Source organism: Mesorhizobium sp. (genome assembly GCF_017306585.1).
Lineage (GTDB): Bacteria > Pseudomonadota > Alphaproteobacteria > Rhizobiales > Rhizobiaceae > Mesorhizobium.
In genome coordinates this window covers 1-26,340 of record NZ_JAFKIC010000160.1, presented here as the reverse complement: position 1 = coordinate 26,340, position 26,340 = coordinate 1, and the positions used below count along the sequence as shown (strand labels likewise).

Annotated in this window: 24 protein-coding genes; 12 read left to right on the top strand and 12 right to left on the bottom strand. The window is 64.5% G+C overall.

Annotated features, from left to right (window positions below; translation table 11 throughout):
- Nucleotides 1-2 precede the first annotated feature (2 nt).
- On the top strand, nucleotides 3-3,413 hold the full coding sequence (locus tag J0I79_RS18545; protein ID WP_292861874.1) for a tetratricopeptide repeat protein: 3,411 nt from the start codon (nucleotides 3-5) through the stop codon (nucleotides 3,411-3,413).
- Nucleotides 3,414-3,553: 140 nt separating this feature from the next.
- Here the strand turns inward: J0I79_RS18545 and J0I79_RS18540 are convergent, their stop codons facing one another.
- Together J0I79_RS18540 and leuD are read right to left on the bottom strand one after the other, a co-directional pair.
- A complete protein-coding gene (locus J0I79_RS18540; protein WP_292861871.1) occupies nucleotides 3,554-4,483 on the bottom strand; it encodes a hypothetical protein in 930 nt (309 codons plus the stop codon).
- A 70-nt stretch (nucleotides 4,484-4,553) separates the two neighbouring features.
- The gene (gene leuD / locus J0I79_RS18535; RefSeq protein ID WP_137930324.1) at nucleotides 4,554-5,159 is read right to left on the bottom strand and encodes a 3-isopropylmalate dehydratase small subunit; all 606 of its coding nucleotides are present in this window, start codon (nucleotides 5,157-5,159) and stop codon (nucleotides 4,554-4,556) included.
- 165 nt (nucleotides 5,160-5,324) lie between these two features.
- Between leuD and J0I79_RS18530 the strand changes: the two genes are divergently transcribed.
- The 4 genes from J0I79_RS18530 (at nucleotide 5,325) to J0I79_RS18515 (ending at nucleotide 7,122) form a co-directional block, all read left to right on the top strand.
- Entirely contained in the window at nucleotides 5,325-5,750 is a 426-nt protein-coding gene (locus J0I79_RS18530) for a GNAT family N-acetyltransferase (protein ID WP_292861866.1), read from the top strand.
- Between the two features lie 82 nt (nucleotides 5,751-5,832).
- Complete coding sequence (locus tag J0I79_RS18525) at nucleotides 5,833-6,153, top strand: metalloregulator ArsR/SmtB family transcription factor (RefSeq protein WP_292861863.1); 321 nt, start codon at nucleotides 5,833-5,835, stop codon at nucleotides 6,151-6,153.
- The gene (locus J0I79_RS18520; RefSeq protein ID WP_292861860.1) at nucleotides 6,150-6,596 is read left to right on the top strand and encodes an SRPBCC family protein; all 447 of its coding nucleotides are present in this window, start codon (nucleotides 6,150-6,152) and stop codon (nucleotides 6,594-6,596) included. The genes J0I79_RS18525 and J0I79_RS18520 overlap by 4 nt, the downstream gene beginning before the upstream one ends.
- A gap of 40 nt (nucleotides 6,597-6,636) precedes the next feature.
- Nucleotides 6,637-7,122, top strand: coding sequence for an SRPBCC domain-containing protein (locus J0I79_RS18515; RefSeq protein ID WP_292861857.1), 486 nt, complete (start codon nucleotides 6,637-6,639; stop codon nucleotides 7,120-7,122).
- A 34-nt stretch (nucleotides 7,123-7,156) separates the two neighbouring features.
- Here J0I79_RS18515 and J0I79_RS18510 read toward each other — a convergent pair whose 3' ends face one another.
- The 8 genes from J0I79_RS18510 to J0I79_RS18475 form a co-directional block, all read right to left on the bottom strand.
- Nucleotides 7,157-8,065: a hypothetical protein gene (locus tag J0I79_RS18510; RefSeq protein WP_292861854.1), complete on the bottom strand. Its 909-nt coding sequence runs from the start codon at nucleotides 8,063-8,065 to the stop codon at nucleotides 7,157-7,159.
- A 150-nt stretch (nucleotides 8,066-8,215) separates the two neighbouring features.
- Nucleotides 8,216-9,382 (bottom strand): FAD-binding oxidoreductase, encoded by a 1,167-nt coding sequence (locus J0I79_RS18505; RefSeq protein WP_292861851.1) that lies wholly within the window; start codon nucleotides 9,380-9,382, stop codon nucleotides 8,216-8,218.
- Between the two features lie 28 nt (nucleotides 9,383-9,410).
- Entirely contained in the window at nucleotides 9,411-11,006 is a 1,596-nt protein-coding gene (locus tag J0I79_RS18500) for an ATP-binding protein (RefSeq protein ID WP_292861848.1), read from the bottom strand.
- Nucleotides 10,997-11,689: a response regulator transcription factor gene (locus J0I79_RS18495; RefSeq protein WP_292861845.1), complete on the bottom strand. Its 693-nt coding sequence runs from the start codon at nucleotides 11,687-11,689 to the stop codon at nucleotides 10,997-10,999. The genes J0I79_RS18500 and J0I79_RS18495 overlap by 10 nt, the downstream gene beginning before the upstream one ends.
- Before the next feature lie 3 nt (nucleotides 11,690-11,692).
- Nucleotides 11,693-13,264 carry a DUF4173 domain-containing protein gene (locus J0I79_RS18490; protein WP_292861842.1) on the bottom strand — a complete coding sequence of 524 codons (1,572 nt, stop codon included), beginning with the start codon at nucleotides 13,262-13,264 and terminating at the stop codon, nucleotides 11,693-11,695.
- A gap of 351 nt (nucleotides 13,265-13,615) precedes the next feature.
- Complete coding sequence (locus J0I79_RS18485) at nucleotides 13,616-14,644, bottom strand: extracellular solute-binding protein (RefSeq protein WP_292861837.1); 1,029 nt, start codon at nucleotides 14,642-14,644, stop codon at nucleotides 13,616-13,618.
- An 81-nt stretch (nucleotides 14,645-14,725) separates the two neighbouring features.
- Entirely contained in the window at nucleotides 14,726-15,547 is an 822-nt protein-coding gene (locus J0I79_RS18480; RefSeq protein ID WP_292861834.1) for an ABC transporter permease subunit, read from the bottom strand.
- The gene (locus tag J0I79_RS18475) at nucleotides 15,544-16,377 is read right to left on the bottom strand and encodes an ABC transporter permease subunit (RefSeq protein WP_292861831.1); all 834 of its coding nucleotides are present in this window, start codon (nucleotides 16,375-16,377) and stop codon (nucleotides 15,544-15,546) included. Before J0I79_RS18475 ends, J0I79_RS18480 begins: the two co-directional genes overlap by 4 nt.
- 264 nt (nucleotides 16,378-16,641) lie before the next feature.
- On the opposite strand from J0I79_RS18475, the gene J0I79_RS18470 reads away from it, so the two are divergent.
- The 3 genes from J0I79_RS18470 (at nucleotide 16,642) to J0I79_RS18460 (ending at nucleotide 18,676) form a co-directional block, all read left to right on the top strand.
- Nucleotides 16,642-17,448 (top strand): IclR family transcriptional regulator, encoded by an 807-nt coding sequence (locus J0I79_RS18470; protein WP_292861828.1) that lies wholly within the window; start codon nucleotides 16,642-16,644, stop codon nucleotides 17,446-17,448.
- 64 nt (nucleotides 17,449-17,512) lie between these two features.
- On the top strand, nucleotides 17,513-18,427 hold the full coding sequence (locus J0I79_RS18465; protein WP_292861824.1) for a CoA ester lyase: 915 nt from the start codon (nucleotides 17,513-17,515) through the stop codon (nucleotides 18,425-18,427).
- Between the two features lie 42 nt (nucleotides 18,428-18,469).
- Nucleotides 18,470-18,676: a DUF1737 domain-containing protein gene (locus tag J0I79_RS18460; RefSeq protein WP_292861821.1), complete on the top strand. Its 207-nt coding sequence runs from the start codon at nucleotides 18,470-18,472 to the stop codon at nucleotides 18,674-18,676.
- A gap of 24 nt (nucleotides 18,677-18,700) precedes the next feature.
- On the opposite strand, the gene J0I79_RS18455 is transcribed toward J0I79_RS18460, so the two are convergent.
- Complete coding sequence (locus J0I79_RS18455) at nucleotides 18,701-19,039, bottom strand: hypothetical protein (RefSeq protein ID WP_292861818.1); 339 nt, start codon at nucleotides 19,037-19,039, stop codon at nucleotides 18,701-18,703.
- A gap of 5 nt (nucleotides 19,040-19,044) precedes the next feature.
- The gene (locus J0I79_RS18450; protein ID WP_137930313.1) at nucleotides 19,045-19,467 is read right to left on the bottom strand and encodes a metallopeptidase family protein; all 423 of its coding nucleotides are present in this window, start codon (nucleotides 19,465-19,467) and stop codon (nucleotides 19,045-19,047) included.
- Between the two features lie 137 nt (nucleotides 19,468-19,604).
- Here J0I79_RS18450 and J0I79_RS18445 point away from each other — a divergent pair, with 137 nt between their 5' ends.
- From J0I79_RS18445 to J0I79_RS18430, 4 genes are all read left to right on the top strand, one after another.
- Entirely contained in the window at nucleotides 19,605-20,237 is a 633-nt protein-coding gene (locus tag J0I79_RS18445) for a LysE family translocator (RefSeq protein ID WP_292861809.1), read from the top strand.
- A 386-nt stretch (nucleotides 20,238-20,623) separates the two neighbouring features.
- Nucleotides 20,624-21,688 (top strand): hypothetical protein, encoded by a 1,065-nt coding sequence (locus J0I79_RS18440; protein WP_292861806.1) that lies wholly within the window; start codon nucleotides 20,624-20,626, stop codon nucleotides 21,686-21,688.
- A complete protein-coding gene (locus J0I79_RS18435) occupies nucleotides 21,630-23,108 on the top strand; it encodes a DUF6504 family protein (RefSeq protein ID WP_292861803.1) in 1,479 nt (492 codons plus the stop codon). The genes J0I79_RS18440 and J0I79_RS18435 overlap by 59 nt, the downstream gene beginning before the upstream one ends.
- Nucleotides 23,105-26,340: error-prone DNA polymerase (locus J0I79_RS18430; RefSeq protein ID WP_292861800.1), on the top strand; the 3,236-nt coding region annotated here is incomplete at its 3' end. The genes J0I79_RS18435 and J0I79_RS18430, both read left to right, overlap by 4 nt.

The window sequence follows — 26,340 nt, the reverse complement described above, 5'->3', positions numbered from 1 at the left end:
CCATGTCAAGCCGCACCGCCGCGCTGGCGCGCGCGTTTGTTCCAGGATTTTCAAGCGGTTCGCTTTCGCGGCTGTCGCTGGCGGGAATGGTGGCCCTCATCGGTCTCGGCACGCCGGCGCCCGCAGCCGACATAGACCATGCGACCTGCCTCAGCCAGGACGAAGTCGAGGTCGACCAGCGGATCGCTGCCTGCACCCGCGCGATCGCGCAGACGTCGGGCGATGACCGCCTCTATGTCAGTCGTGCCAAGGCATTCAGCAAGAAAGGCGAGTATGACCGCGCACTCGTCGATTGCGACCAGGCGATCGACACCGATCCCGCCAATGCGATGGCTTATGGCGTGCAGGGCATCGCCTGGCAGGATAAGGGCGACCATGTGCGCGCCATTGCGGCGTTCGACCAAGCGATCCGGCTGAATCCGGCAAATTCCCATTTCTATTTCAACCGTGCCAAAAGCCGGGGCTTGAAGAGAGACTATGCCGGCGCTCTTGCCGATCTGGATGAAGCGATCCGCCTCGACCCGGCCAACGCCCAGGCGTACCGGGTACGCGGCATGACCAAGGCCCGCACCGGCAATGTGAATGGCGCAATCGCCGATGCCGGCAAATCCATCGCCTTGAAGCGAGCCGACAGGGCACGCGAGCTTGCCGTGCCGCAGCCGGAAGCGCCTGAGGCGACGGCTGGGACGGACGTTTCGAGGCCGCCAGCCACCGTCGCCGAGATGACACCCGCGGAGAGCAAAGCGGTGGTCGACAGGGCTCTGGCGGCGAGCGACCCGGACGCCCTCGAGGCCGTGCTTGGTGGCGACGCCTTCCTTCACATGGGCAAATATGACAAGGCGATCGGCGCCTATGACCACGCGATCGCGCTCGATCCCGAAAACCGCTTTGCCCATCTCGGCCGCGGTCGGGCCTGGGCTGCCAAGCGTGATTACGCCAAAGCGATAGAGGACTACGACAAGGCCATAGACGTCAGTCCCGACTTTCCTGAGGCGCTTCTGCACCGGGGCCTCGCCAAGGTCACCTTTGGCGATGCCGACGGCGCGCTCGCCGACTGCAGCCGCGCCGCCGCACTCGATCCGAACGCCAATGACGCCTTTTACTGCAAAGGGTTGGCATGGCATGCCAAGGGCGACGCCGGGCGTGCCATCGCCGCCTATTCCGTCGCGATCGATATCGATGCGAAGGATGACGCCAGCCTTTACGCGCGCGGCATGGCGCGGGCCGACCGGAGCGACTATGCCGGCGCCATCGCCGACTTCGACGAGGCGCTCAAGCTCGACCCCGGCAATCCCGATTATGCTGTCGCCCGCAAGGCGGCGGCGAGCGTCAGCGAGAAGCCTGCCAGGGACGTAGCAGGGAAAGCCGGCAACTTGGCGACCGGACAGGGCGCCGCTATGGCCGCCTCGGCCGGGACTGGGCCAACGGCTAAGCCAGACGAGAACGATGATAGTCGGATTTTCGATCCGAAATTGGCGAAGCTGATCGACGATACGGATCCACGCGTCCTGGTGGTCGTGTCAAAGGGCGATCGCTTCGCGCATGACGGCAAGTATGACGAGGCGATCAAGGCCTACGAAGAGGCTATCGCACTCGCTCCTGAAAACCCGCTTGCGTATTTCGGTCGCGGCAAGGCCTTTGATGCCAAGAAGGACTTTGCCAGCGCCATCGCCGACTACGATAAGGCGATTGCAAAGCTTCCGCATCTGCCCAAGCCACTCGTGCGTCGTGGCCTGGCCAAGATGGCCAGCGGCGACGCGCTCGGCGCGCTTGACGATTGTATCGCGGCAGCCAGGCTCAAACCTGAAGCGAGCGACGCCTACTTCTGCTCAGGAACGGCTTGGTACGCCACAGGCGACCTGAAGCGTGCGATCCAGGCTTTTTCAGCAGCAATCGACGTCGACCCCAAAGACGCCGGCAGCCATTACGGACGCGGTATGGCGCAAGCCGACGGCAAGAACTATGCCGAGGCCATCGCCGATTTCGACCAGGCGCTGAAACTCGATCCCGGAATGACGGCTGCCCGCGAGGGTCGGGAGATGGCGGTGGCGGCGAAGGACAAAGCCGCGGCAATTGGTTCGGGCGACCAGGATCGAAGGAAAATCGTCGAGAACGCTATTGAACAGGGCGCGATCTGGCGTTCCCAAAATCAATTCGATCGTGCGATCGAGCAGTACAACATAGCGATCGCCCTCGATCCATCCAATGCCAACGCCTACACCTTGCGCGGCTTCACCTTTGCATTGAAGGGCGATCCCGACCGGGCGATGGCCGACTACGACAAGGCTATCAAACTCGCGCCAAAGTCGACCGATGCGTATTTTTACCGTTCTGCCATCTGGAGCCAGAAAGGCAAGATCGACCGAGCCATCGCGGATCTGAGCACCATCATTGCGTTGCAACCCGACAATGCCGACGCCTATGTGCTGCGTAGCCGTGCCCGAGCCGCGAAACACGATTGCGATGGCATCATCGCCGATTCGACAAAGGCCATCGGGCTGCGTCCAACGGATGCCGAAGCATGGTTCAATCGCGGCTTCTGCTGGAACAGGCAAAAGCAATACGACCGCGCTATCTCCGATCTTGATGAGACTTTGCGCCTTGATCCAGACCACGCCAATGCCCGCAAGCAGCGTGATGATGCCGTCGCGGCGAAAGCGGCGGCCAAGCAGACGCCGAAGACGGGACCCGAGCCGACGGCCCAGCAAGCCACGCACAGCGGCATAGCCCTGTACAACAAGGGCAAGTACGACCTCGCGATCGCCAAATTCGATCAGGCATTGGCGCTCGAACCTGGCGATGCCGAGGCTTTCGGATATCGCGGTCTCGCATGGGCTCAGAAAGGTAATTACGATCGCGCCATAACGGACTACGGCAGCGCAATTGCGCTAGCGCCGGAAACCAGCACCTATTACTCCGCTCGTGCTTTCGCCTGGACTGCCAAGAACGATGACAGGCGTGCAGTCGCCGATTTCGACAAAGCGATCGAGTTCGACCCCACCTACCCCGTGAACTTCCACGCCCGGGGGATCAGCCGGATGACCTTGGGCGACTACGACGGCGCCATAGCCGATTATGACAAGGCAATCACGCTTGGTCCGGGAGTCGCCAAAATACATGTCGATCGCGGCATAGTCTGGATGGCAAAAGGCGATACAGGTCGTGCCCTGGCTGATTTCGACCTGGCGGTCCGGATCGACAGCAAGGGTCCCGGCGGCTACTTCGGCAGAGGTCTTGTGCAGGCACGCAAGGGCGATCATGACGGCGCGATCGCCAACTTCAATCAGGCGATCAAGCTCTACCCCAACTATGCCGATGCCTACACTTTCCGGGGCCGTTCCTGGGAGGCGAAAGGCAACCACAAGCGCGCCAAGGCCGATCGCAAGAAAGCGCTGAGCCTGGGCGGGAATTGAGCTTCTGGATCCGGGATCGCGGCAGGCCGCGATCATCGGCCAGCCCTGGTGGATAGGCATCCGCGCCGCTGCGGCGGGCTTTGCGGATCCGGAGGTCGATGATCCGCCTTACGGAAGCGGATCGTGCATGGTGCCTTCAATCAGTTCGCCGCGCCCTGTGCCTTGTCCAGCGCTTCCTTGACGTCAGCGGGCCAGTCCTTCAGCGCCGGCCAGCCCTTCGGCTGGCCATCGTCTCCCCGGCGGGCGAAGTAGAGCTTGTGCTTGGCCGGGTCGACGGCCATGAAGCCGTCATTGCCGCCGCAATCATGCGGCACGCAACCGGTGGCGTAGAAGGCGCCGGACGCGGTCTTTTCGGTACCGCCGCCGACCAGCAGGCTGGTCGCCATATCGGTCATGTCCTTGCCGAGCAGCTTTTGCGCTTCCTTGTAGATCGCCTCGTTGTGGAAGGCGTCGATGATGTTCTGGTACTTTTCCGGATCGATGTCTTTCCAGTCGGTGCCGGGCTCGGGCATGTAGGTCAGGTTGCCCGAAATCGTCAGACCGTCCGTCGGCGACCATTGCAGCGCCGGCTTCTGGTCGCCCGGCAGGAGATAGGGCACGAAATAGATGGCGTTGTCGGAGACAGCGGTCGGCGGCGCGCCGCATTCGTCCTGCTCGACCTTGGTGCTCTGGATTCCGCCGCCTTCAGGCTTCCAGATGATCAGCGTCGCCGGTCCGCACTGGTTGCCGCCGTCGCCGACGTCGAACAGCGCCACCTTGACGCCGCCGACTTCGACGACCTTGTCGAAGAAGACATCGTAATTGCTGGCCAGCTCCTTGCCGTCATAGGCCAGCACCTTCTCGCCATACTGTTCCTTCTGGGTGATGGTGAACTGGCCGCCCTCGAACGGCACCGGCGCCTGCTTGTCGTCATCGGCGGCGTTGGCCGCATCCGTTCCCTGGTCGGTGGCGGGCTTTTCCGCCGCCGGCGCCGGTTGCGCGGCCGGCGTCTGGGTCTGCGTCTGCGCGAACGCGCCGGACGCCATCAACAAGGCCAGGCCGCAAGCTCCGGCAAGCAACTGATGTCTCATGACTGTCCCTCCCTCAGTCGCACGAACCCGGCCCTGACGGCCGGGTCTATCCATCAAAGGACGGTGCCGCTCAGGCCCAGGGGCGCTGCTCGGCGTTGCGCTTCTCGAACGAGGCGATAGCGCCGGCCTTTTCCATGGTCAGGCCGATATCGTCGAGGCCGTTCAGCATGCAGTGGCGCTTGAAGTCGTCGAGGTCGAAGGAGACCACGCCGCCGTCCGGACCACGGATTTCCTTGGCTTCGAGATCGACCGACAAGGTGGCGTTGGAGCCGCGCGAGGCGTCATCCATCAACTTCTCCAGATCCTCCGGGCTGACGGTGATCGGCAGCACGCCGTTCTTGAAGCAGTTGTTGTAGAAGATGTCGGCGAACGAGGTGGAGATCACGCAACGGATGCCGAAATCGAGCAGCGCCCACGGCGCGTGCTCGCGGCTCGAGCCGCAACCGAAATTGTCGCCGGCGACCAGGATCTGCGCCTTGCGGTAGGCCGGCTTGTTGAGCACGAAATCCGGATTCTCCGAACCGTCCTCCTTGTAGCGCATTTCCGCGAACAGGCCGGTGCCAAGCCCGGTGCGCTTGATCGTCTTGAGATAATCCTTCGGGATGATCATGTCGGTGTCGACATTGACGATCGGCATGGGGGCGGCGACGCCGGTGAGCTTGGTGAATTTTTCCATGGCTTTTGCCCGTCTTCTCTCTGCACTGCGGGGGATTGCTGGTGCCGGTTTACACAAAGCCGGCGGCAAATAAAAGGCAACTGTTCGTGCGCCTCCCATCCGCCGGACAGGAAGCGCTCGACAAACCGCTTCGAATTCGCCGCCCGATGGTGCACTCTGGCCGTCATGACGGAAAGGTCACATGTCCTCTACGCACGCGAACCGACCCTCGGCATTGCCGAGTTCCGCCGCGTGCTGGTGGAGTCGGGCCTCGGCGAGGTCCGGCCTGTCGGCGACGAGGCAAGGCTGAAGGCGATGCTGGATGGCGCCAACCTCATCCTCACCGCCCGCCTCGACATGGAGGGCAAACCGCTGATCGGCGTCGCCCGCTGCCTGAGCGACTTCTCCTGGGTCTGCTACATCAGCGACCTCGCCGTCTCGGCCAAGGCGCAGGGGCTGGGTATAGGCAAGGGCCTGATGGACGAGGCGCGCCGGCAGCTCGGCCCCTCGGTCGCCATCAGCCTGATTTCGATGCCCGACGCCGTCGGCTTTTATGAACGCATCGGCATGAAACGCATGACCGACGCCTTCTGGTTCTCCCGCACGCGCTGATCTTTCTCCCGCGATTACCCCCGTTGTCGACGGGATGTGAGCTTGCGCTTGACATGCAACCAAATGGTTGCATATTAGAGCCATGAGCATGGATGCCGTCTTTCGCGCCCTGGCCGACCCGACCCGCCGGCAATTGCTGGACAGCCTTCATGCCAGGAATGGCCAGACGCTGAACGCGCTGTGTGCCGAGATGGACATGACACGCCAGGCGGTGACCAAGCATCTGGCGATCCTGGAAGAAGCGAACCTCGTCACCACCATGCGCCGGGGCCGGGAGAAGGAGCACTACCTCAATCCGGTTCCGATCAACGAGATCGCCGAGCGCTGGATCGGCAAATTCGAGCGGGGACGGCTGGCCGCCCTCAGCGACCTGAAGAAACGCCTTGAAAGGGAAGAGCCGTGAGCAACAGCTTCGTCTACGTGACCTATATCCGTACCACGCCCGAGAAACTCTGGGAGGCGCTGACCGATCCCGAATTCAACCGGCAGTTCTTCCTCTGCTCCTACCAGGAGAGCGACTGGAAAGTAGGATCGAGCTGGAAGCTGGTCTTCCCTGACGGCCGCGTCGCCGATTCCGGCGAAATCCTGGAGATCGATCCGCCGCGCCGGCTGGTCATCAAATGGCGCAACGAGTGGCTGCCGGAGGTGCGGGAAGACGGCTACACGCGCTGCACCTTCACAATGGAGCAGGACGGCGAGTTGATGAAGCTGGCCGTCACCCATGAAGCGGATGGCCCGCACAGGCTGATCCCGAACGTCTCCAAGGGTTGGCCGCTGGTGCTGGCAAGCCTCAAGAGCCTGCTCGAAACCGGCAAGGGTTTTGAGCGCCCGCCCTCCAAGGGATAAGGATCGTTTCGCTTTCGAAACAAATACACCGGAGACAACGATGCTGCTACAGCGCTCCGCGCCCCAGGCCATGACGAACGGCGAGACGATCATGGCGTTGGCCGAGATTTCCGTCGCGCCGGAACAGGTCTTTGCCGCATTGGTCACCGACGAGGTCGAACGCTGGTGGGGTTCGGCAGACACCTACAGGATGGACCGCTGGACGGCCGACGCACGCAGCGGCGGATGCTGGAGCGTAACCGTCACGACGGCCGACGGCAGGCGTTTGCCGGCGAGCGGAAAATTCCTCGAGATCGAAGCGCCGCGCCGGATCGTGCAGACGAGGTGCTATGACTGGAACCACCAGACGCTTGGCCGCCGCGAAACGACGGTCGCCTATCTGCTGGAGCCCGCGGCTCGTGGCACGCGGCTCACCATCTGCCATGGTGGTTTCGCGGGATTTGCGCAAGCGGCGGGGGAGCATGCCGAAGGCTGGGCGCGGGTACTCCGCTGGTTGCAAGGGTATTTCGCGGGGCGCGTGGCTTAGTCTAGAGCGGTTCAGCGTTTTTGCTGGAATTGCTTTAGCAGGACGCCAGGCGGTCCTGGACCCCGCCCAGATAGGCTTTCCAGATATGGTCGCATAGGGCGCGGCGATAGTCCGGGTTCTTTGCGAACAGGCGATAGGAAGCGCCTCCTACGTGGAAGAAAGCATTGTCGATCAGCTGGTATTCGGCCTCCTTCTCCTGAAGGCTGACCTTCATCGACCCCGAACTCGCCCTCTCGAATTCCGACGCGGGATGTTTCGAGTATAGCACTGGCCAGTTCCCGCCGCCCGTATCCATGCCGATGTCCAGGCGATGCCTAAAGTCCAGATTGACATCCTTCACCAGGGCGAAATTGTAGAAGCAGAAGCCCGCCCAATAGAACCAGCTTACGTCCTCTTTTGGTCGCTCGTAGAGGTAGGTTGACTTGGCATTCAGCACAAATCCGTACCCTATATTCCGACCAACTCGTTTCTCTAAATCCACGGGGCCAAGTGGAAAGCAATCATGATCGATGAAGCCGAATATGTCAGGCCTGAGATGCTTGACAATGTTGTGGAAGGTCCAGGTTTGAGCGATCCCGTGCGACCGGGAGGGGTTTCGCTCGAAATTCCTGGGCAGCGGGAAATAGGCGACGCCGCGCTGCCTGCAGATTGCCTCGATGGCAATCCTGGCCGCCGCATTTGACGAGTTGTCGACGACGACGAGATTGGTTCCGGGCACGAATATGCGCCAGGCCTCGGCGAGCGTATCGATGACCCAAGGCGTATTGAAGGCGATCGTAAAGCAATAATTTCGGCCAGGCTTCTCGCTGAGAGTCTTGGCGAACGCCTGTCCCCCGGACGCGGAACTGCCCATGAATTGCCGGTACAGAATTTCGTTGCGGAGTTCCAGAAGCGATTGAACGCTCTTCGTGCGCCGAAAATTTTCGACAATCGCCTTGAACAATGTTTTCCTCAATATCACCCTCGGCAAACGTTAGCTTGCCTTGATATTGCGGGCAAGAAGCGGCTGCATTGATCGCTGGTTCCGCGAAGTGTGCCGCGAGTGGCAACGTCCAGGATCGTTCCTTGAACAGATCCGGTTCGCTACGCGACCTCAGATCACATTCAGCTCCCTAAACGCCCTTCCCTCCGCTACGCGCGCATAGCCGAACGCAGAGCAATCGATCGTCCGATACCCGCCATGTACGATCAGTTCGGCAAGCGCCTTGCCCACCGCCGGCGCCTGCTGCAGGCCGTGGCCGGAGAAGCCGTTGGCGAAGAGGAAATTGCCGACCTCCGGATGCGGGCCGATCACCGCGTTCTGGTCGAGCGTGTTGTAGTCGTAGTGGCCAGCCCAGGCGCGGGTCGCCTTGATCGCCTCGAAGGCCGGGATGCGGGTCGCCAGCGCCGGCCAGATAACCTCTTCGAACAGCGCCCAGTCGACATCGAAATCGCGGGGGTCCGCCGGACCGTCACCCTCCTCCGGCTCGGCGCCGCCGGTCAGGTAGACCGAGCCTTCCGGCCGGACATAGATGCCCGAGGGATCGACCAGCAGCGGCATGTCGGCGTATTTCTCGCGCGCCTCGAAGACGAAGACGTTGCGCTTGCGCGGCTCGACCGGCAGTTCGAGCCCGGCCAAAGCCGCGACCTTGCCGGCGTTCGGCCCGGCGGCATTGACGACGATGCCAGCTTCCAGCGTCTCGCCATTGTCGAGGCTGACGCCGGTTACGCTACCACCCTGCCGCGCGACGCCGGTGACGTCAGCGGTGATGAAATCGACTTTCTTGCCGCGCAACGCCTTGCGGAACAGGCTCAGCATGGCATGCGCGTCGAACCAGCCCTCGCCGCTGCGGCCATAGGCCCCGGCGACGATGCCCTCATCCGATAGCCAGGGGAAACGGCGCGTCAGTTGGCCGGCGTCCTCCAGCAGGATGTCGGCGCCCTCCGCGACCTGCGCCTCGTGATTGGCCTTGAGGATCGGCAGTCCAGCCTCGCCGGCCAGGATGAGATAGCCGCCCTCGCGAAACCCGATATCGGCATCGGAACCGAACTCCTCCTTCAGCCGCTGGAACAGCTTCAGCGTGAACTGCGACAGGCGGATGTTCTCAGGGATCGAGAATTGCTGGCGGATCGAGGCCATCGACAGGGTCGTTGCCGCGTGCGCGAATTGCGGGTCGCGCTCGACCAGCGCGATCGAGCCTGAGAATCCTTCCTCGCGCAGGTAATAGGCGATCGAGGAACCGACGATGGCTCCGCCGATGATGACGATGTCGTAGCGCACGTTTTTCTCCAATCCGCCGTCCCCGTCCTTACGCGACCGGCAAAGTGATCTCGAAGCGCGTGCCGCGCCCGGAGTCAACCAGCCGGATCGTGCCATCATGTGCTTTCAGGAGGGCCAGCACGATGCCGAGGCCCATGCCGGTGCCGCCCGACTCGCGCCGCGTGGTGAAGAACGGCTCGAAAATGCGTGCCCGGTTGCTCGGCGAAATGCCGGCGCCGTCGTCGCTTACCTCGACCGTCGCCCTGCCGCTGGCGCTTGACGCGGTGATCGAAACCAGCGTCGCCCCATGCCTGGCCGAATTGTCGATGAGATTGGCCAGCACGATCGCCGCGTTCTCGGCCGATATGCGCAACGGCAGGTCGCCGCCGGCACCGGCACTGACCGCCAGCCTGGTGTCGACGGGAAGCAGCGCCAGCGCCGACCTCACCGAGGTGGTTTCGCCCGATGGCGCGAGATTCTCGGCCCGCGCCAGGTCGAGCAGGCGCCGGACCAGCAGATTGAGCCGCCCGGCATCGGTGACGATGTTGTTGGAGAAGCGCCGCCGCTCCTCGTCGTCCATCGTGCTGCCGGAATCGCGCAGCAGTTCGGCCGCGCCCTGGATTGCCGTCAGCGGCGATTTGAGCTCGTGCGAGACATGGGTGGCAAAGGTCTGGATCGAATCCGAGCGCGCCTGCAGCTTTTCGGCCATGTCGAGGAAGGCGGCGGACAGTTCGGCCATTTCGTAGGTGCCGTGATGGTCGAGCGGCCGGATCGCATCGCGTTCGCCGGCGGCGATGCGCTGGGTACGGTCGATCAGCGCATAGATCGGCCGGCTGACGGCGCGCAGGAAGACAAGGCCGATGAGCAGAGTGCCGCCGAGGACGGCGATGGCCGCCAACGTTACCTTGCCGCGCTCGCCGTAGAGATGCTTGACGATGTTGTTGGGCGTCCGCGACACATAGACCACGCCTGCGACATGGCCGTCCACCGCCACCGGCATGGCGACGAAGACGCGCACCCTGGTGCCGCGGCTGACCGAATAGAGCGGCGGCGCCGGCTGCTCGGGGATGCGCAGCCTGAGCGCGCTGGCATAGTCGCCGCCAAGCGCCGTGCGCACCTCCTGGACCCCGGCCAGCGACAGCCCGACCTCGCTGCCCCCGGCGATGACGACGCCCTGGGGGTCGAGCAACCTGAAACCGGCCAGCGTGGTTTTTTGCGTCGCGTCGAGAATGCCGGACAGGCGCGCCCCGATCGCGGCGAAGACGGGATCGGCGGTGCCGGGCGTCCCCGCCGGCCGAGTCGGCAGCACACTGTCGGAGGCGAGATCGAGTTGCGGCTCGATCGGCCGGTAGGGTCCGTCGGCACTCCGGCTTGCGCCGGCGCCGATTTGCGGCATCGGCGCACCGAGTTTCTCCGGCGCGATGCCGGCCTCGTGCACCGCCTGCGCGTAAATGGCCGATATGGCGGCGCCCTGCGCGATCAGTTCCGCCTCGGTCTGGCGGATGAGCTGGTTCTCGTAGAGGCGGAAGAAGAACAGGCCGACCAGCGGCAGCGCCATGACCAGCATCAGGATGGCGACGACGACCGTGGCGAGCCGCGGCCGCCATTTGCGGCCGATCCATTTGCGCGACGCCGTCAGCCGCATCGGCCGAGCCGAAAGCCGACGCCATGCACGGTCTCGATGACATCGGGGCAGCCAACCGCCGCCAGCTTGGCCCTGATGTTGCGGATATGGCTGTCGACGGTGCGGTCGGCGACATGGACCTTGCCGGCATAGGCATTGACCATCACCGCGTCGCGGTCGAGCACATGGCTGGGCCGCGCCAGGAACCCCTTCAGGATCGCGAACTCGATCCCCGTTAGGGCAAGCGGCCTGCCGTCGAAGCTGGCCGCATGGCTGGCCGGCGCCAGCATGAGCTTGCCATGCGCGAACTGCCGTTCGTCGGCCGGTTCGGGCGCCGCCGGGCGGGCGCGCCGCAGGATAACGTTGACGCGGGCGACCAGTTCGCGCGGCGAAAACGGCTTCGTCACATAGTCGTCGCCGCCCATTTCGAGCCCCAGGATGCGGTCGATTTCCTCATCTCGCGCCGACAGGAACAGCACCGGCACATCGGACCGCTGCCTGAGCCTGCGGCAGACCTCCAGCCCGTCCATCTCCGGCATGCCGATGTCGAGCACGACAAGATCGGGCGCCTGGCGCTCGACCGCCTGCAGGGCGGCGGCGCCGTCGCAGACGGTTTGCGTCTTCATGCCGGCCTTTTCCAGCGCGAAGCAGATCACCTCGCGTATATGCGGATCGTCGTCGGCGACAAGGATGTGATGCGGCATGGGTCAGCGGCCCGGTTCAGCTGCGGCGGGAGAGGGAATCACGAGCGGCCCCCTGCTGTCGAGATGGCGAAGCAGGCGCCAGTCGCGAAGGCTCCACGCGCGCCAGTTCTGCTGGACGCCGCGATACCAGCCTTCGTCGCTGGCGCGCATTCCGGCGATTTCCCGCACGGCGCCGGCAGCAGGCGTCCTGCCCTGATGATCTATGAAGCGGTCGAGCGCCGGAAACGCTCCCGGCCCGAGCGAGCGCAGATACCAGGCGTCGAGAGGGATGCCCTGGCCGGTCATTTCGTAGGAATGGTCGACATTGTAATTGGCGATCAGCGCGGCGAAATTGATGAAGCAGCAGGCATAAAGCGTGGTCGAAAGTGTCGCAAGATTGGCCGACAGCAGCCATTCGCCGGATTTTTGCAGCGCGATGCGGGCGATGATCAGCACAAGCCCGGCGGCCACCAGTCCCATCCAGACGAAGGCGGCGACGCGCCAGTAGGTCAGCGAATAGATGCCGACATAGAGATCGAGCCGCAGGATCGATGAGACGACCAGCATGATGTTCTGCGCTATCAGGGCATAGACCAGCCGGCGGATGAGCGGATCGGCCGATGTCGCGCTGCCAGGCCGGAGCGCGGCCAACACAAAGGCAGCGGCGAGCAGCGCGGTGACGACAAGGGGATAGGCACCGCGGTGCGCGTAGGAAGCGTAGCTCAGGCCATCGGGAAGGGCCGCTCCGCCCCAGAGATAGGTGGCGTCGAGCCCGGTCTGCAGCGCGAACAAAACGTTGAAGACGATCAGGGCGCGCAGGATCGCGGCCTTGCCGAACAGTATGTCCTCGACAACGTGCCTGTCGGGTTTGGCAATCGGCTGGGCATCAGCCGGGGGATGGCTCGGCCGGGACATGCGCCGGGAAAATCGTGGCAGGCGTGGCCGCAGAAACGCCCAGACGCCGCCGAGCACGAACAGCCAGAAGGCGATCCGCGTGAGTTCGATGAGGTTGATGAGCTTCATCAGGTCGATCAGCGACAGCCAGTAGTCGATGACCGGGTTGGCTGCGCCGAACAGCGCCAGGAAAACGGCGCCGAGCGTCAGCGGCATCACCCAGACGGCGGCCGCCGCCAGCCGGACACGGCGCCCGCCCAGGCGCCGCGCCGTCTTGCGCCAGCGGATGAAATCGCCGGCGAAGCGGACCGGCGCCGCCATCAGGAACAGCGCGATCTGGCCAGCAATGCGGGCGATGCCGTGCCGCAGCCGGCGGTGCACGGAAAGCGCGAACACCACCAGGGCCGCAAGCCCGGTCGAGACCGACAGCGGGCTGACCGTCTCGGCGAGCGGCAGCAGCGCGACCAGCAAGGCGGCGGGCTTGAGCCACAGCCTGCCGTCGCTGAAGGCGGCCGGATGCACGGCCACGACCGCCGCGGCGATAAGGATGGCGAACAGCAGCACCGTGATGCCGGCGGGCTGGCCGTAGAAGAGAAAGTCGGCGGCCGCGACGAGCAGCACGGCAACGCCGAAGCGGTTGCAATAATTCGCGAAGCCGGTGCTGTGTTTGGCTGTACTCTGTGCGGCGGATACGAATGTCACGGCCTGGCCCTCCCCATGGCTTTGCGCCGAACCGTCGGCGGGCGTTTGCGGATAAAAGGGACGAGCATCGCCGCCGGCCTCGCATCCGGCGGATCGGCCAGCCACCAGCCTTCGCTGCGCAGCCGGTAGGGCAAGGACCAACGGGGATGTCTTCGCTTTTGCATGCCGCCTGTCTGGCAGGCCAGCCGGGTGGCGATGCGGCGGATCGGAGGAGGTTTTCCGCAGCCGCGTGCAGTTTTCGTGCAGGCGGGAACTTCGCGCCCGGGAGCTGCGACCCGACGTCCCGTTGCACGGGACGGCGCGAAAGAACCGCCCGCGCACCTTGCGCGGGCGGCAATGGACAGTCAGCCCTTATTTGGCGACTTTGTCCCAGCCTTCGGCGATGTTCTTGACGGCGCCGGAGAAGCTCTCGAGGTTCGTCGGGAACCGAACCTTCTCGTAAGCGCTTGCCGGCAGCATCTTGGCCTTCACCGCGTCGGACAATTCGATGTTCCGGGTCGGATGGGCATAGCCTTCGGCCAGCAGGTGCTGACCCTCATCGGAGAACAGGAAATCGATGGCGACCTTGGCCGCGTTGGGATGCGGTGCGACGGCGCTGATATACTGCGCGAACAGCATGCCGACCGTGCCGTCGGACGGGATGATGACCTGCAGCGGCAGGCCGGTCGCGTCACGCTTGGCGAAGCCGTCGAAATCGTAGACCAGCGAGATGGGGCATTCGCCCTTCTGGACCGACGCCACGTTCAGCACCACGCCGTTGCGCAGGTTGCCGCTGTCGCGCAACTGCTTGAACCAGTCGAGCCCGGGCTGGACATTGTCCTCGCCGCCGCCATTCGCATAGGCGGCAGCCAGAACCGAGGCGGTCGCGTAGCTGGAAATGCGGGGATCGCGGCTGCACACCATGTCCTTGTAGTCAGCCTTGAGGAGGTCGTTCCAGGTCTGCGGCGCGACCTTGACCTTGTCGGTGTTGACCAGGAAGGCGATGGCGCCCCAATAGGCCGAGGCCCAGCGGCCTTCCGCGTCCTTGTAGCGTGGCTCGATGCTGTCCCAGGACGCGTTCTTGTAGCTGGCGGCCAGGCCGTTTTCGAGAAGGCGACCGGTGAAGTCATAGCCGATGTCGGCGATATCCATCACGGGCGCGTCCTTCTCCGCCAGAAGATGGGTAACCTGCTCGGCGGACGTCATATCGGTGTCGACATGCTTGAGGCCGAACTTGCTCTCGATCTCGCCGAAGATGGTGCCGAGATTGACCCAGTCGTCCGACATGCCGTAGCTGACATATTGCCCCTCGGCCTTGGCCGAAGCCAGGGTATCGTCAGCTAGTGCCGGCATCGAAAAGGCGGTTGCGCCAAGAAGCACGGCCAACATTGTCTTGTTCATAGTCGTCTCTCCAAATGCGGGTCGATGTCGATCCGCCCCCGCGCCCGCTCGCGACGGCATGTCCGGTGTCCGGATCTGCTGCTAACGGCTCCTCGGCGGACTTTCGGCTTGCCTTCGCCGGCCCGGTCGGGCGGCGGTCCACAGGATGGCAAGCGAGATGATCCATGCGATCACGAAACTCATCAGCGCCAGGGCGCTGGCCTGTCGGGCGTCCGATCGCGTGAATTCGACGAGGTAGATCGGAAAGGTCTTCAGCCGGGTGCCGATGAGCAGGTTGGCCAGCACGAACTCCGAAAAGACCGCCGAAAGCACCAGCAGGCTGCCGTTGACGATGCCGGCAGCGATGTTGGGCACGACCACCCAGCCCAGGACCTGAAGCGGATTGGCGCCGAGGCTCTGGGCCGCCTCGATGAGGCTGCGCGTGTCCACGCTTTCCAGCGTGTTCATCACCGCGCGGTACATGAATGGCAATGTGACGATCACGTATGCAGCGACCAGGATGTTGGGCGTGTTGACAAGGGGCAGCGGCAGTTTCGAGTAGAGCCGGATCAGCCCCAGTGCCAGTACGACCCCAGGCAGGGAAAACGGCACGATGGAGAGCAGTTCGAGCCAGGGTTTCGCTTGCGGCAGCCTGGTGTGGGCGAGATAGGCCGCCGGCACCACGGCGATCAGCGAAACCAGCATCGAAACGGCCGCTACCCAGAACGAGTTCAGCAGCGTGTCGGCGAATGCCGAGCGCGATGTGACCTTCAGCCACCAGGCCAATGTCAGACCTTCCGGCCACAAGCTGCGGTCCCAGCGCGTCGCCACGGAAAACAGCGCGGTCGCGGCGACCGGAACGATCATGAAGGCAGTGAAGACGCCGATGACCGGCGCGCGCCATGTCAGGAACCGCACGCTCATGCCGTGCGCCTCATGCGGCGGGCGAAATACTGGTAGGCGATCAGGCACAGGGCCATCACCAGCAGCGACAGGATGGCGAGCGCATCGGCCAGCGCGGGGTCCAGCACGACCTCTCCGCGCACGAGCGCCGCGATCTGTACCGGGATGAGGTTGACGTCCGAACCGGTCAGCGTCCAGGCGGTGGCGTAAGCGCCGAAGGCATTGGCGAACAGCAGGAAGAAACTCGCCGATATCGCCGGCGCCAGGATCGGCAGCGCGATCCGCCGCCAGTATTGGCTTGCCGTGGCGCCGAGGATTTCGGCCGCCTCCCGCCATTCCGGCCGCAGTCCCGCAACCGCCGGCATGACCAGCAATATGGCCAGCGGCGTCTGGAAATAGAGATAGGCGATGCCCAGCCCGGTGATCGAATAGATGCGGAAGTCCGGGTAGAGCTGAATTCCAAGACAGCCCAGCAGGATCGTCACGAAGCCGGTGGAGCCCAGCGTGATGACGAAGGCGAAGGCCAGCGGGGCGCCGCCGAAATTGGCGGCGACATTGGCGAGCGCCGTCATGACGTGCCGCATCGCCGAATTGCGCGAAGTGGCGATGGCATAGGCGACGACGGTGCCGAAGAGCGTGCCGCCGAACGCGGTGGCGATGGCCAGTTGCAGGCTGTTGCCGAATGCCGCCAGCGTCGTGGGGGTCAGGGCCCGGCCGAAATTGCTGAGCGTGGGTCCGTCTTTCGCGCTCAGGCTGGAAACCAGCAGGGCAAGGATGGGCAGGATTTCGAAAGCCAGTACGAGGATCAGGAACGGCGCCAGGCCGATCCACGCGAATCGCAGGCGCTTCACGCCGGACACCATCGCGTCACTGCGCGGTCAGCCTCTTGCGATCCGGACGCCGGGTCACCGGCGACTTCGAGCATGGTAGTGGCGTGCCCCTGATGCGGGGCCGAGATTGTAAAATCCATGATCCGTTCCGAATTTGGTTTTCGGACCAGGCAAGTCATGCCGGTCAAAAATGATGGGCTTCGCTATTGTTTAGTAATACTAAATGCTATTTACTATTGATGCACGACATGCATGTCTGTTTGATGACGGCTGGCAGGATTTTCGATGAACGGTGACCGGTATCGGGTGCAAAGTGTCGGCCGCGCGTTCGACATCGTCGAACTGATCGCGAAGGCGGGAAAGGATGGCGCCCGTCTGACCGACCTCGCCCTTGCGGTCGGCGTCACCAAGGCGGCCGCTTACGCGATCCTCCTCAGCCTGAAGGCCGCCGGCATCATATCCGACACCGGAGAGGGCATGGGCAAGCGCTACCGTCTCGGCCTCGCCCTGGTTCGGCTCGGCGATCTTGCCGTGGCTGGCACGGGTGTCGCGGAGGCCGCCATGCCTGTCTTGCGGCAGTTGACGCAGGCGACCGGGATCACATCGCGCGTCGCTATATGGGACGAGGACGCGGCCGTCGTCGTGGGCCGGGCCGACGCTCCGGATGCGATCCGTTTCGATGCCGCGCTGGGACGACGCGAACGGCCGCATTGTTCGGCGGTCGGCAAGGTCTTTCTCGCCGCCATGCCGCGACAGCGGGCGATCGACATCCTGGAACGCGTCGGCTTTCCGGCCAGGACCCCAAGGACGCTCAGCACGATGCCGGCCCTGACATCGGCCCTCGATAAAGTAGCCTCGGTCCATTATGCGATCGACGACGAGGAGGATCATATCGGCATTGCCTGTGTCGCCGCGGCGATCTTCGGACATGACGGCGCGGCTATCGGCGCGATCAGCATCACCACGCTCAAACAATTGCTGCCAGATGACGCCGTGCCGGCCTTGACCCGCTCGCTTGTCGACCATGCCGACCGCATCTCGGTGGCGCTGGGCGGTCTGCCGGCCTCGGTGGCATGGCGATCCAGAGCCTGAGCGAACCAGGCTCGCGACGGCGGCCCCTCTCCGGACGGTTGGGCCGGTCGGCCGGTTAGCCTGCATGCTTGCCTCGGCCAGCCGCAACCGGCATAGATCGGCCATGGAAACCTACCGCCCGCGCCGCTCGGTGCTCTATGTCCCCGCCTCCAACGACAAGGCGCTGGCCAAGATCGCCGGGCTTGCCTGCGACGCCGTCATCATCGACCTCGAGGATGCCGTTGCCCCGGCCGACAAGATCGCCGCCCGCGGCAAGCTGGCCGGCATCCTCGCCAATCGCCCCGCCAGCGGCTGCGAGATAGTGGTGCGCATCAACGCGCTCTCCACCGAATGGGGCGCCGACGACCTTCTGGCCGCAGCAAACTGCCAGCCCGACGGCATCCTTCTGACCAAGGTCGACACGCCGCGCGACCTGCTGGAGGCCGGCGACGTGCTGGACGACAATTTCGCCCCCGACAGCGTCAAACTATGGGCGATGATCGAGACGCCGAAGGCCATGCTCAACATCGGCGCCATCGCCGAGCTTGGCCGCGATCCCGCCTCGCGGCTCAATTGTTTCGTCGCCGGAACGAATGATCTGGCCAAGGAAACGGGCGTGCTGGCCACGCCGGACCGCCGCTACCTCGTGCCATGGCTGATGCAGATGGTGCTGGCCGCGCGGGCCGGCGGCCTCGATGTGCTGGACGCCGTGACCAATGATTTCCGCGATCTCGATGGCTTTGCCCGCGAATGCGCGGAAGGCTCCGCCATGGGCTTTGACGGCAAGACCGTCATCCACCCCGCCCAGATCGAGGCGGCCAACCGCGCCTTCGCGCCGTCGGCGCCGGCGCTGGCCGAGGCACGCCAGGTGACGGATGCCTTTGCGCTTCCCGAGAACCAGGGCAGGAGCGTGATCGCGCTGAACGGCCGGATGGTCGAGCGCCTGCACCTGACGCAGGCCGAAAAACTGCTGGCGAAGGCGGCCGCCATCGGCGCATGATGGCCCCCCTATTGCGGGCTATTCACGACAGGAACCAACCCGATGAAACTCTACCGCTTTCTGACCGGCCCGGACGACGCCAGCTTCTGTCACAAGGTGACGGCGGCGCTGAACAAGGGCTGGCACCTGTTCGGCTCGCCGACCTATGCCTATGACAAGGAGGCCAAGGCGATGCGCTGCGGCCAGGCCGTGGTCAAGGACATAGACGGCCAGGAATACGGGCCGGACACCAAGCTCAGCGACTGGTGAGGATACGCCGCCGAGGCGTTCAGGTCAGAGGCTCAGCCTGGCCTTGAGCGCCTCGTACTGGGCGGGCGAAGTGTCGGCCATCGCTTCCTCGCGGCTGGACGGCATGTCCGCGAACGGGATCGGGCGATCGAACTGGCTGACCGTCATGTCCCATTTGACGCCGTCGACCAGATTGTAGAAATGCGTGCCGCCGCGCGTGTAGGTTTTCAGGATATCGCCGCCGAAGGCGTCCTGGATGACCAGCGCGGTGACGCTGCATTGGCCCTTTGCGGGGTTTTCGGCGCTCCAGCTTAACGAGCTTTCAGGACTCCAGGCCTGTTTCAGCCTGTCGAAAAGGTCGCCGGGATTGGTGATGCCGCGCATGCTGCCTACTCTGCTGCTTCCTCGATCCGCTCCATATCATCGTCCGATAAGCCGAAATGATGGCCGATTTCATGGATCAGCACATGGGTGACGATGTCGCCCAGCGTTTCCTCATTCTCGGCCCAGTAGTCGAGCATGGCGCGGCGGTAGAGCGTGATGCGGTTTGGCCCCTCGCCGGTCTGCGGGTTCCAGCGTTCGGCGATGCCGCGTCCCTCGAACAGGCCGAGCAGGTCGAAGGGCGTCTCCAGCGACAGGTCGTCCATGATCTCGTCGGTCGGGAACTCGGCGATCTGGATGACGATCTCGCCGGTCAGCTTGCGAAAGTCCTCCGGCAGGTGGGCGTAAGCCTCCAGGGCCAGGAACTCCAATTCGTCCATCGAGGGCGAGAACTGGTCGTGCCAGGTGCGTGTCTTGTAGATGCGGGCCATGCTTTGTCCTTTGATCCCGGCATATAGGCTTTCGCGCTGGCTCAGGCAAATGACAGCATGATTCCTGGTTCAGATGCTTTACCGCCCGACGGGGAATCGCGTAGGGGTCGGCTCCGGCCATGCCTCAAGGAGCTCTCATGCCGGACCTTTCCACACTCGGACTTTTCGCCATTGCCTGCCTCGCGCTGACCGCGACGCCGGGGCCGGATATGCTGTTGATCGCCTCCCGCAGCGCCAGCCAGGGGCGCGCCTCGGGCCTGGCGACCTATGCCGGCATCGCCGCCGGCACCTACTGCCACGCACTGGCCGCCGCTTTCGGCCTGGCGCAACTGTTCCTGGCGGCACCCATCGCCTACGACATCGTGCGCTATGCCGGAGCCGCCTATCTCGCCTGGCTTGCCTGGAAGGCGTTCCGCTCCGATGGAACCGCATTCGCGCCGGTCGCCGGCCTGCCGCGCTATTCGCGGGGCCGCATCTTCCGGCAGGGCTTGTTCACGAACCTGCTCAATCCGAAAATGGCGCTGTTCGTGCTGGCGCTGTTCCCGCAATTCGTGCACCCAGAAGCTGGTTCGGTCGCCGGCCAGATCCTCGTGCTGGCGACCGTGCTCAACCTGATCGGGCTGGCCGTCAACGGCATGGTCATCCTCACCGCCAGCCGCATCGGAACCGCACTGTCGAAGCGCACACGGTTCCAGCGCGCGCCGCAGATCCTGCTCGGAACCGTCTTCGCCGGGCTTGCCGCACGGCTGGCGTTTGGCGGCCAGCGTTAGTCTCCCGGCGGAGACGTGTGACGGTCATCGCTATGAAGAAGCGCCCACTGCTTCGTCATTCTGGGGCGGAGCAAGGAGCGCAGCGACGCGGCGCAGACCCCGGAATCCATGCCGTGACTTCCGAGCGGCGCGGCGATGCGGAATTCTGCTCCGCTGCACCGTCGACCAAGGTCACGGAATGAATCCCAGGGTCTCCGCGACGCCGCTCACGCGGCTGCTTCGCCCAGGGATGACGACCTCATGGATGGTGCGTAGCCAACTTGCATGTTGGGCTCGCGGGCATCAGGTCAAGGAATAAATTCCTTGTGACCCTGCTTGACTCTTCCAGACCTCTCTGGAATCTATAGGAACATAACAGGAACAATTGTGAGTGGAAGCTGACCGTCATGGCGATGACCGCTGTGGCGCGGGAGACTGTTTTTGCCCTGCGCCGCCAGATCGCGAAAATCGAGGGAACGCTGCCCGAGCGCCTGCAGGCGCCGGCTGGCGCGCTGGTCGATGCCGGTGCCGCCGCTGACGTGTCTGGCGCCGACTTCCCCGGCGCCGATCTCACGATCGTCCGGCGCGGGCCTGCCGCGGCCTTGCCGGATGCCTTCCTGCCCGTCGGCGCCGGGCGCCTCGACGCCGCCCTGAGCGGCGGCCTGCCGAAAGCGGCGCTCAGCGAAATCCATGGCCAGGAAACCCGCGATGCCGGGGCCGTCGCCGGCTTCGCGCTGTCGCTCACCAGCCTGATCCTGAAGCAGGCGCAAGGCTTGCCGGTGCTGTGGGTCGGCACATCGGAAATCTTCCATGAGGCCGGCTTTCCCTATGCCCGGGGTCTGCATGCCGCCTTCGGCATCGAGCCGGGGCAATTGGTGTTTTCCGAGACGTCGAAACTCACTGATGCCCTGTGGGTCGCCGAGGAAGCGGCCCGCATGACGGCGCTCGCCGCTGTCATCCTGGAAATCCGTGGCAATCCGCAGCGGCTGGACCTGACCGCGACGCGCCGGCTGCATGCAAGGGCGCTTGCCGCCGGCCGGCCGGTCCTGCTGCTGCGGCAGGCGGCGGCGCCCGAGCCGACGGCGGCACCCGTGCGCCTCATCGTTGCATCAGCACCGGCGGCGCCGCGCGCCACGGTCGCCGGGCCGCTGGCCGGCTCGATCGGCCGCCCGGCCTTCACCATCACCATCGGCAAGAGCCGCACGGCCCTGCCCGGACAATTCACACTGGAGTGGAACCCCGATGAACGCGTATTCGATGAAAGAAGGGGCGACGAAAGAGCCGGCGAAGAGCGCCGGGCAGAGAATCCTGTCGCTGTGGTTTCCCTATCTCGCGGCCGAAAGGATCCTGCGGCAGCGGCTGGGGCGGTCCTGGCGTTCCCGGCCGCCGGAGCATCCGGCTCACCCACCACTCGTGATCAGCCATCGCGACAGCAACGCGCAACGCATCTCGGCCCTCGACGAGCAGGGTGAAGCCCTGCACCTGAAGCCCGGCATGGGCATTGCCGATGCGCGCGCCATGCATCCCTCGATCGATATCGTCGAGGCCGATCCGGAGGCGGACCGGCGCCTGCTCGAGGGCCTTGCCGACTGGTGTGACCGCTACACCCCGCTGGTGGCGTTGGACGGCATTGACGGCCTGTTCCTCGACGTCACCGGCTGTACCCATCTGTTCGGCGGCGAACGCGCCATGCTGGACACCATCCTGTCGCGCTTCTTCCAGCAGGGTTTCGATGTCCGCGCCGGGCTTGCCGCGACACCGGGCGCTGCCTGGGCGGCGGCGCGCTTCTGCGGCGACCGCATCGTTTTATCGGGCGAGGAGGAAACGCTGCTCGCGCCTCTGCCCCTGGCGGCGCTGCGCATAGCGCCGGAAACCCGCGCCAGCCTGGAAAGCGTCGGCCTGCGCACGGCCGGCGCGGTGATGGCCGCGCCGCGTGCGCCGCTCGCCCGCCGCTTCGGCGCCTCCCTGCTGTTGCGCCTCGACCAGGCGCTCGGCCGGCTCGACGAGGCCGTCTCGCCGCGCCTGCCCGTCGCGCCGCTTTCGGTCGAACGCCATCTGGCCGAACCGATCGTGCAGACCGACGACATCGAGCAATTGGTCGGCCGGCTGGCCACGGCCCTGAAGACAGATCTCGAACGGCGCGGCGAGGGTGCGAGGGGGCTCGCGCTTTTCCTCTTTCGCGTCGACGGCGCCGTCAACCGCATAGCGGTCGGCACCTCGCGGCCCCTGCGCGAACCCCAGCTGATCAGGCGCCTGTTCCACGAAAGGCTTACCGCGCTGGAGCAGACCATCGACGCAGGTTTCGGCTTCGACCTCGTGCGGCTCTGCGTGCTTTCGGTTGCCGCCTTCGACATGCAGCAGGGCGACCTTGCCGGCGAGGTCGCCGATGACGAGGCCGACATCGCCCTCTTCGCCGATCGCGTCCGTGCCCGCCTGGGCGACGGCGCCGTGCTGAGGCCGGTCGCCGTCGAAAGCCATCTGCCGGAGCGTGCCGTCGCCATCGTCCCCTTCAGCGAAACCCCGCGCCGCACCACGCCGCCGAGGAAACCGGACAGGGTGCGGGCGCCGATGACCATCTTCCCGCCGGAGCGTCCGATCCGGCTGTTTCGCGCGCCCGAGCCCATCGAGGTACCGGCCACCGAAATGCCGGAAGGACCGCCGCTGCGTTTCCGCTGGCGCCGCGCGCTCTACCGCGTCGCGCGCGCCGAGGGTCCTGAGCGCATCGCCGCCGAATGGTGGCGACAGCCGCCGGGCGACGACGCCGCGGCGACGCGCGACTATTTCCGCATCGAGGACGCCGATGGCCGCCGCTACTGGCTTTACCGGCAAGGTCTTTACGGCGGCGCATCGAAGGTGCCGCCACGCTGGTTCCTGCACGGGGTCTTCGCATGAACGCGCTGACCGCCATCCCCTATGCCGAATTCGGCATCCAGTCGAATTTCTCCTTCCTGCGCGGCGCCTCCAAGCCGGAAGAGCTGGTGGTCGCGGCCAAGCTGCTGGGCTTCTCCGCGATCGGCCTTGCCGACCGCAACACGGTGGCCGGCGTCGTGCGCGCCTGGCAGCAGGCCAAGGTCGAAAAGCTTTCCTATCACCCCGGCTGCCGGCTGGTCTTTGGCGACGGCACGCCCGACATCCTCGCCTATCCCAGGGACCGCAAGGGCTGGGGGCATCTGTGCCGAATGTTGACGCAAGCCAATCTGCGCGACGAGAACGAGAAGGGCGCCACCCTTCCCCAGCGCAACGACCTGCTCGAATGGGGGGATTTGATGTCGCTGGCCGTCCTGCCCGACCTGACGGCCGGCGCCGAGGTCAGCCTGACCTTGCTGCGCCGGCTCAAGGACCGCTTCGGCGAGGCCCTGCGGCTCGGCGTCTCGCCCTGTTATGCCGGCAATGACCGGTTCAGGATCGAGCAAGCGGCGGCAATGGCCGAGAGCACCGGCATCGCGCTGATGGCGACCAACGATGTTCTCTACCACACCGCCGAACGCCGCCCGCTGCAGGACGTGCTGACCGCGATCCGCCTCAACACCCCTGTCGCCGAGGTCGGGCTTGAGCTCACCGCCAATGCCGAACGCCATCTCAAGCCGCCGCTGGAAATGGCGCGCCTGTTCCGCCGCCATCCGCAAGCGCTGGCCGAGACATTGCGGTTCGCCGAAAGCCTGGAGTTCTCTCTGGACGAGCTGAAACACAACTACCCGGAAGAGACAACCGAGGCAGGCGTCGATCCTCAGACCGAACTGGAAAGATTGACTTGGGATGGCGCCAGGAAACGCTACCCCGACGGCATCCCGGACAAAGTGGACGGGCTGATCCGGCACGAGCTCGCAATTGTCGGCTTGAAGAAATACGCTCGTTATTTCCTAACCGTTCGCGACATCGTTCGGTTCGCGCGTTCGAAGAGTGTTCTGTGTCAGGGTCGCGGCTCCGCCGCAAACTCCGTCATCTGTTACTGTCTTGAGATTACGGAAGTTGATCCTAGCCTTCTGGACGTTCTTTTTGAGCGCTTTGTTTCAACGGAGCGCGACGAACCCCCAGACATTGATGTCGATTTCGAGCATGAAAAGCGCGACGTCGTCATCGAGTATATTTACGACAAATACAGCGCCAAGCGCACGGCACTTGCGGCAGCTGTCATCAGTTATCGCGGCCGCTCGGCGCTCCGCGAAGTGGCGAAAGCCATGGGTCTGTCTGAGGATGTCAGAAGCGCATTGTCGAGCACGATATGGGGTTGGTCGACCTCTGAGCTCGGCGAGAAGGAGGCTCACGCCGGCGGCATTAACCGAGCCGACCCGCTTGCACGATTGGTGATCGAGAGATCCAACGACATCATGGGCTTTCCCCGCCATCTGTCCCAGCATGTCGGCGGCTTCGTCATTACTAAGGACCGGCTCGACGAAATCGTGCCCATCGTCAAGACGGCGATGGACGAACGCAAGATGGTCGAATGGGACAAGGATGACCTCGACAATGTCGGCATCCTCAAAGTCGATGTGCTGGCGCTTGGCATGCTGTCTTGTCTGAGACGCGCCTTTGATCTGCTGGAAACCCACTACGGTGTGAGAGACAAATATGGCCGGTGCCTGACCCTAGCTACGATCCCACAGAAGGATGACCGCGTCTACGATATGATCTGCCGTGCCGACACGCTCGGTGTCTTCCAGATAGAATCGCGCGCCCAGATGTCCATGTTGCCGCGTCTCAGGCCACGCACATTTTACGATCTGGTCATCGAGGTGGCGATCGTCCGGCCAGGTCCAATCCAAGGTGATATGGTTCATCCCTACCTTCGTCGACGACAGGGAAAGGAGAAGGTCGAATATCCTAGCAAGGAGCTTGAAGCCATTCTGAAGCGAACGCTGGGTGTGCCGCTGTTTCAAGAGCAAGCAATGAAAATCGCGATCGATGCGGGCGGCTTCTCTCCCGGTGAAGCCGATCAGTTAAGACGAGCGATGGCGACGTTTAGGCGCAATGGCACTATTGGAAATTATGAGATTCGAATGATCGAAGGGATGGTCAAGAAGGGCTATCCACGAGACTTCGCCGAGCGCTGTTTCAAGCAGATCGAGGGTTTCGGCGAGTACGGCTTTCCCGAAAGCCATGCCGCGTCCTTCGCGCTGCTCGTCTATGCCTCCTGCTGGTTCAAGACCTTCTATCCCGACGTCTTCTGCGCCGCGATCCTGAATTCGCAGCCCATGGGCTTCTACCAGCCGGCCCAGCTGGTGCGCGACGCGCGCGACCATGGCGTCGAGATCCGCGAGATCGACGTCAATCATTCCGTCTGGGACTGCACGCTGGAGAAAGCTTCCTTCGACCCCGCCCGCATCCTGCCGCGTCATGCCGAGATGCGCGGCGTCATCGAGACAGATCATGCGTTGCGGCTCGGTTTCCGGCAGGTCAAGGGCCTGTCGAAGGATCGCATGGATACCTTCGTGAAGGGGCGTGGTCCGGGCTATGCGAGCGTGCGGGACGTCTGGCTGCGCTCCGGCCTCGACGTCGGCGAGATCGAGAAGCTGGCCCAGGCCGACGCCTTTCGCTCGCTTGGCCTCGATCGCCGTGCGGCACTCTGGGAAGTGCGGGCGCTGGACGGCAGGAGTGCCGCCGAGAGCTTGCCTCTGTTCGACCAGCCGGGGATCGCGCTGCGCGAACTGGAGCCGGAGACGAAGCTGCCGAAAATGCCGCTCGGCCAACATGTCATCCACGACTACCGCTCGCTCGGCCTGTCGCTGAAGGCGCATCCGGTGGCCTTCCTGCGCGAACGGCTCGACCGCGCCGGCGTCATCCCCAACGCCAACCTGCCTGCCGTGCGCGACGGCAGGCGCGTTTCCGTCGCCGGGCTGGTGCTGGTGCGCCAGCGCCCCGGCAAGGGCAACGCCATCTTTCTCACCCTGGAAGACGACAAGGCGGTCGCCAATGTCATCATCTGGCCAAGGGTCTTCGACCGCTTCCGGCCCATCGTCATGGGAGCCCGATTCATCCGCGTCACCGGCAAGCTGCAATCGGAATCCGGCGTCATCCACATCGTCGCCGACAGGATCGAAGACCTGACACCCTGGCTGACCGTGCTGCTGGAGAAGGTCGGTCCGGCCAACTTGGCTGACGCCGGTTCTCGGGAGCGCGCCTCTGG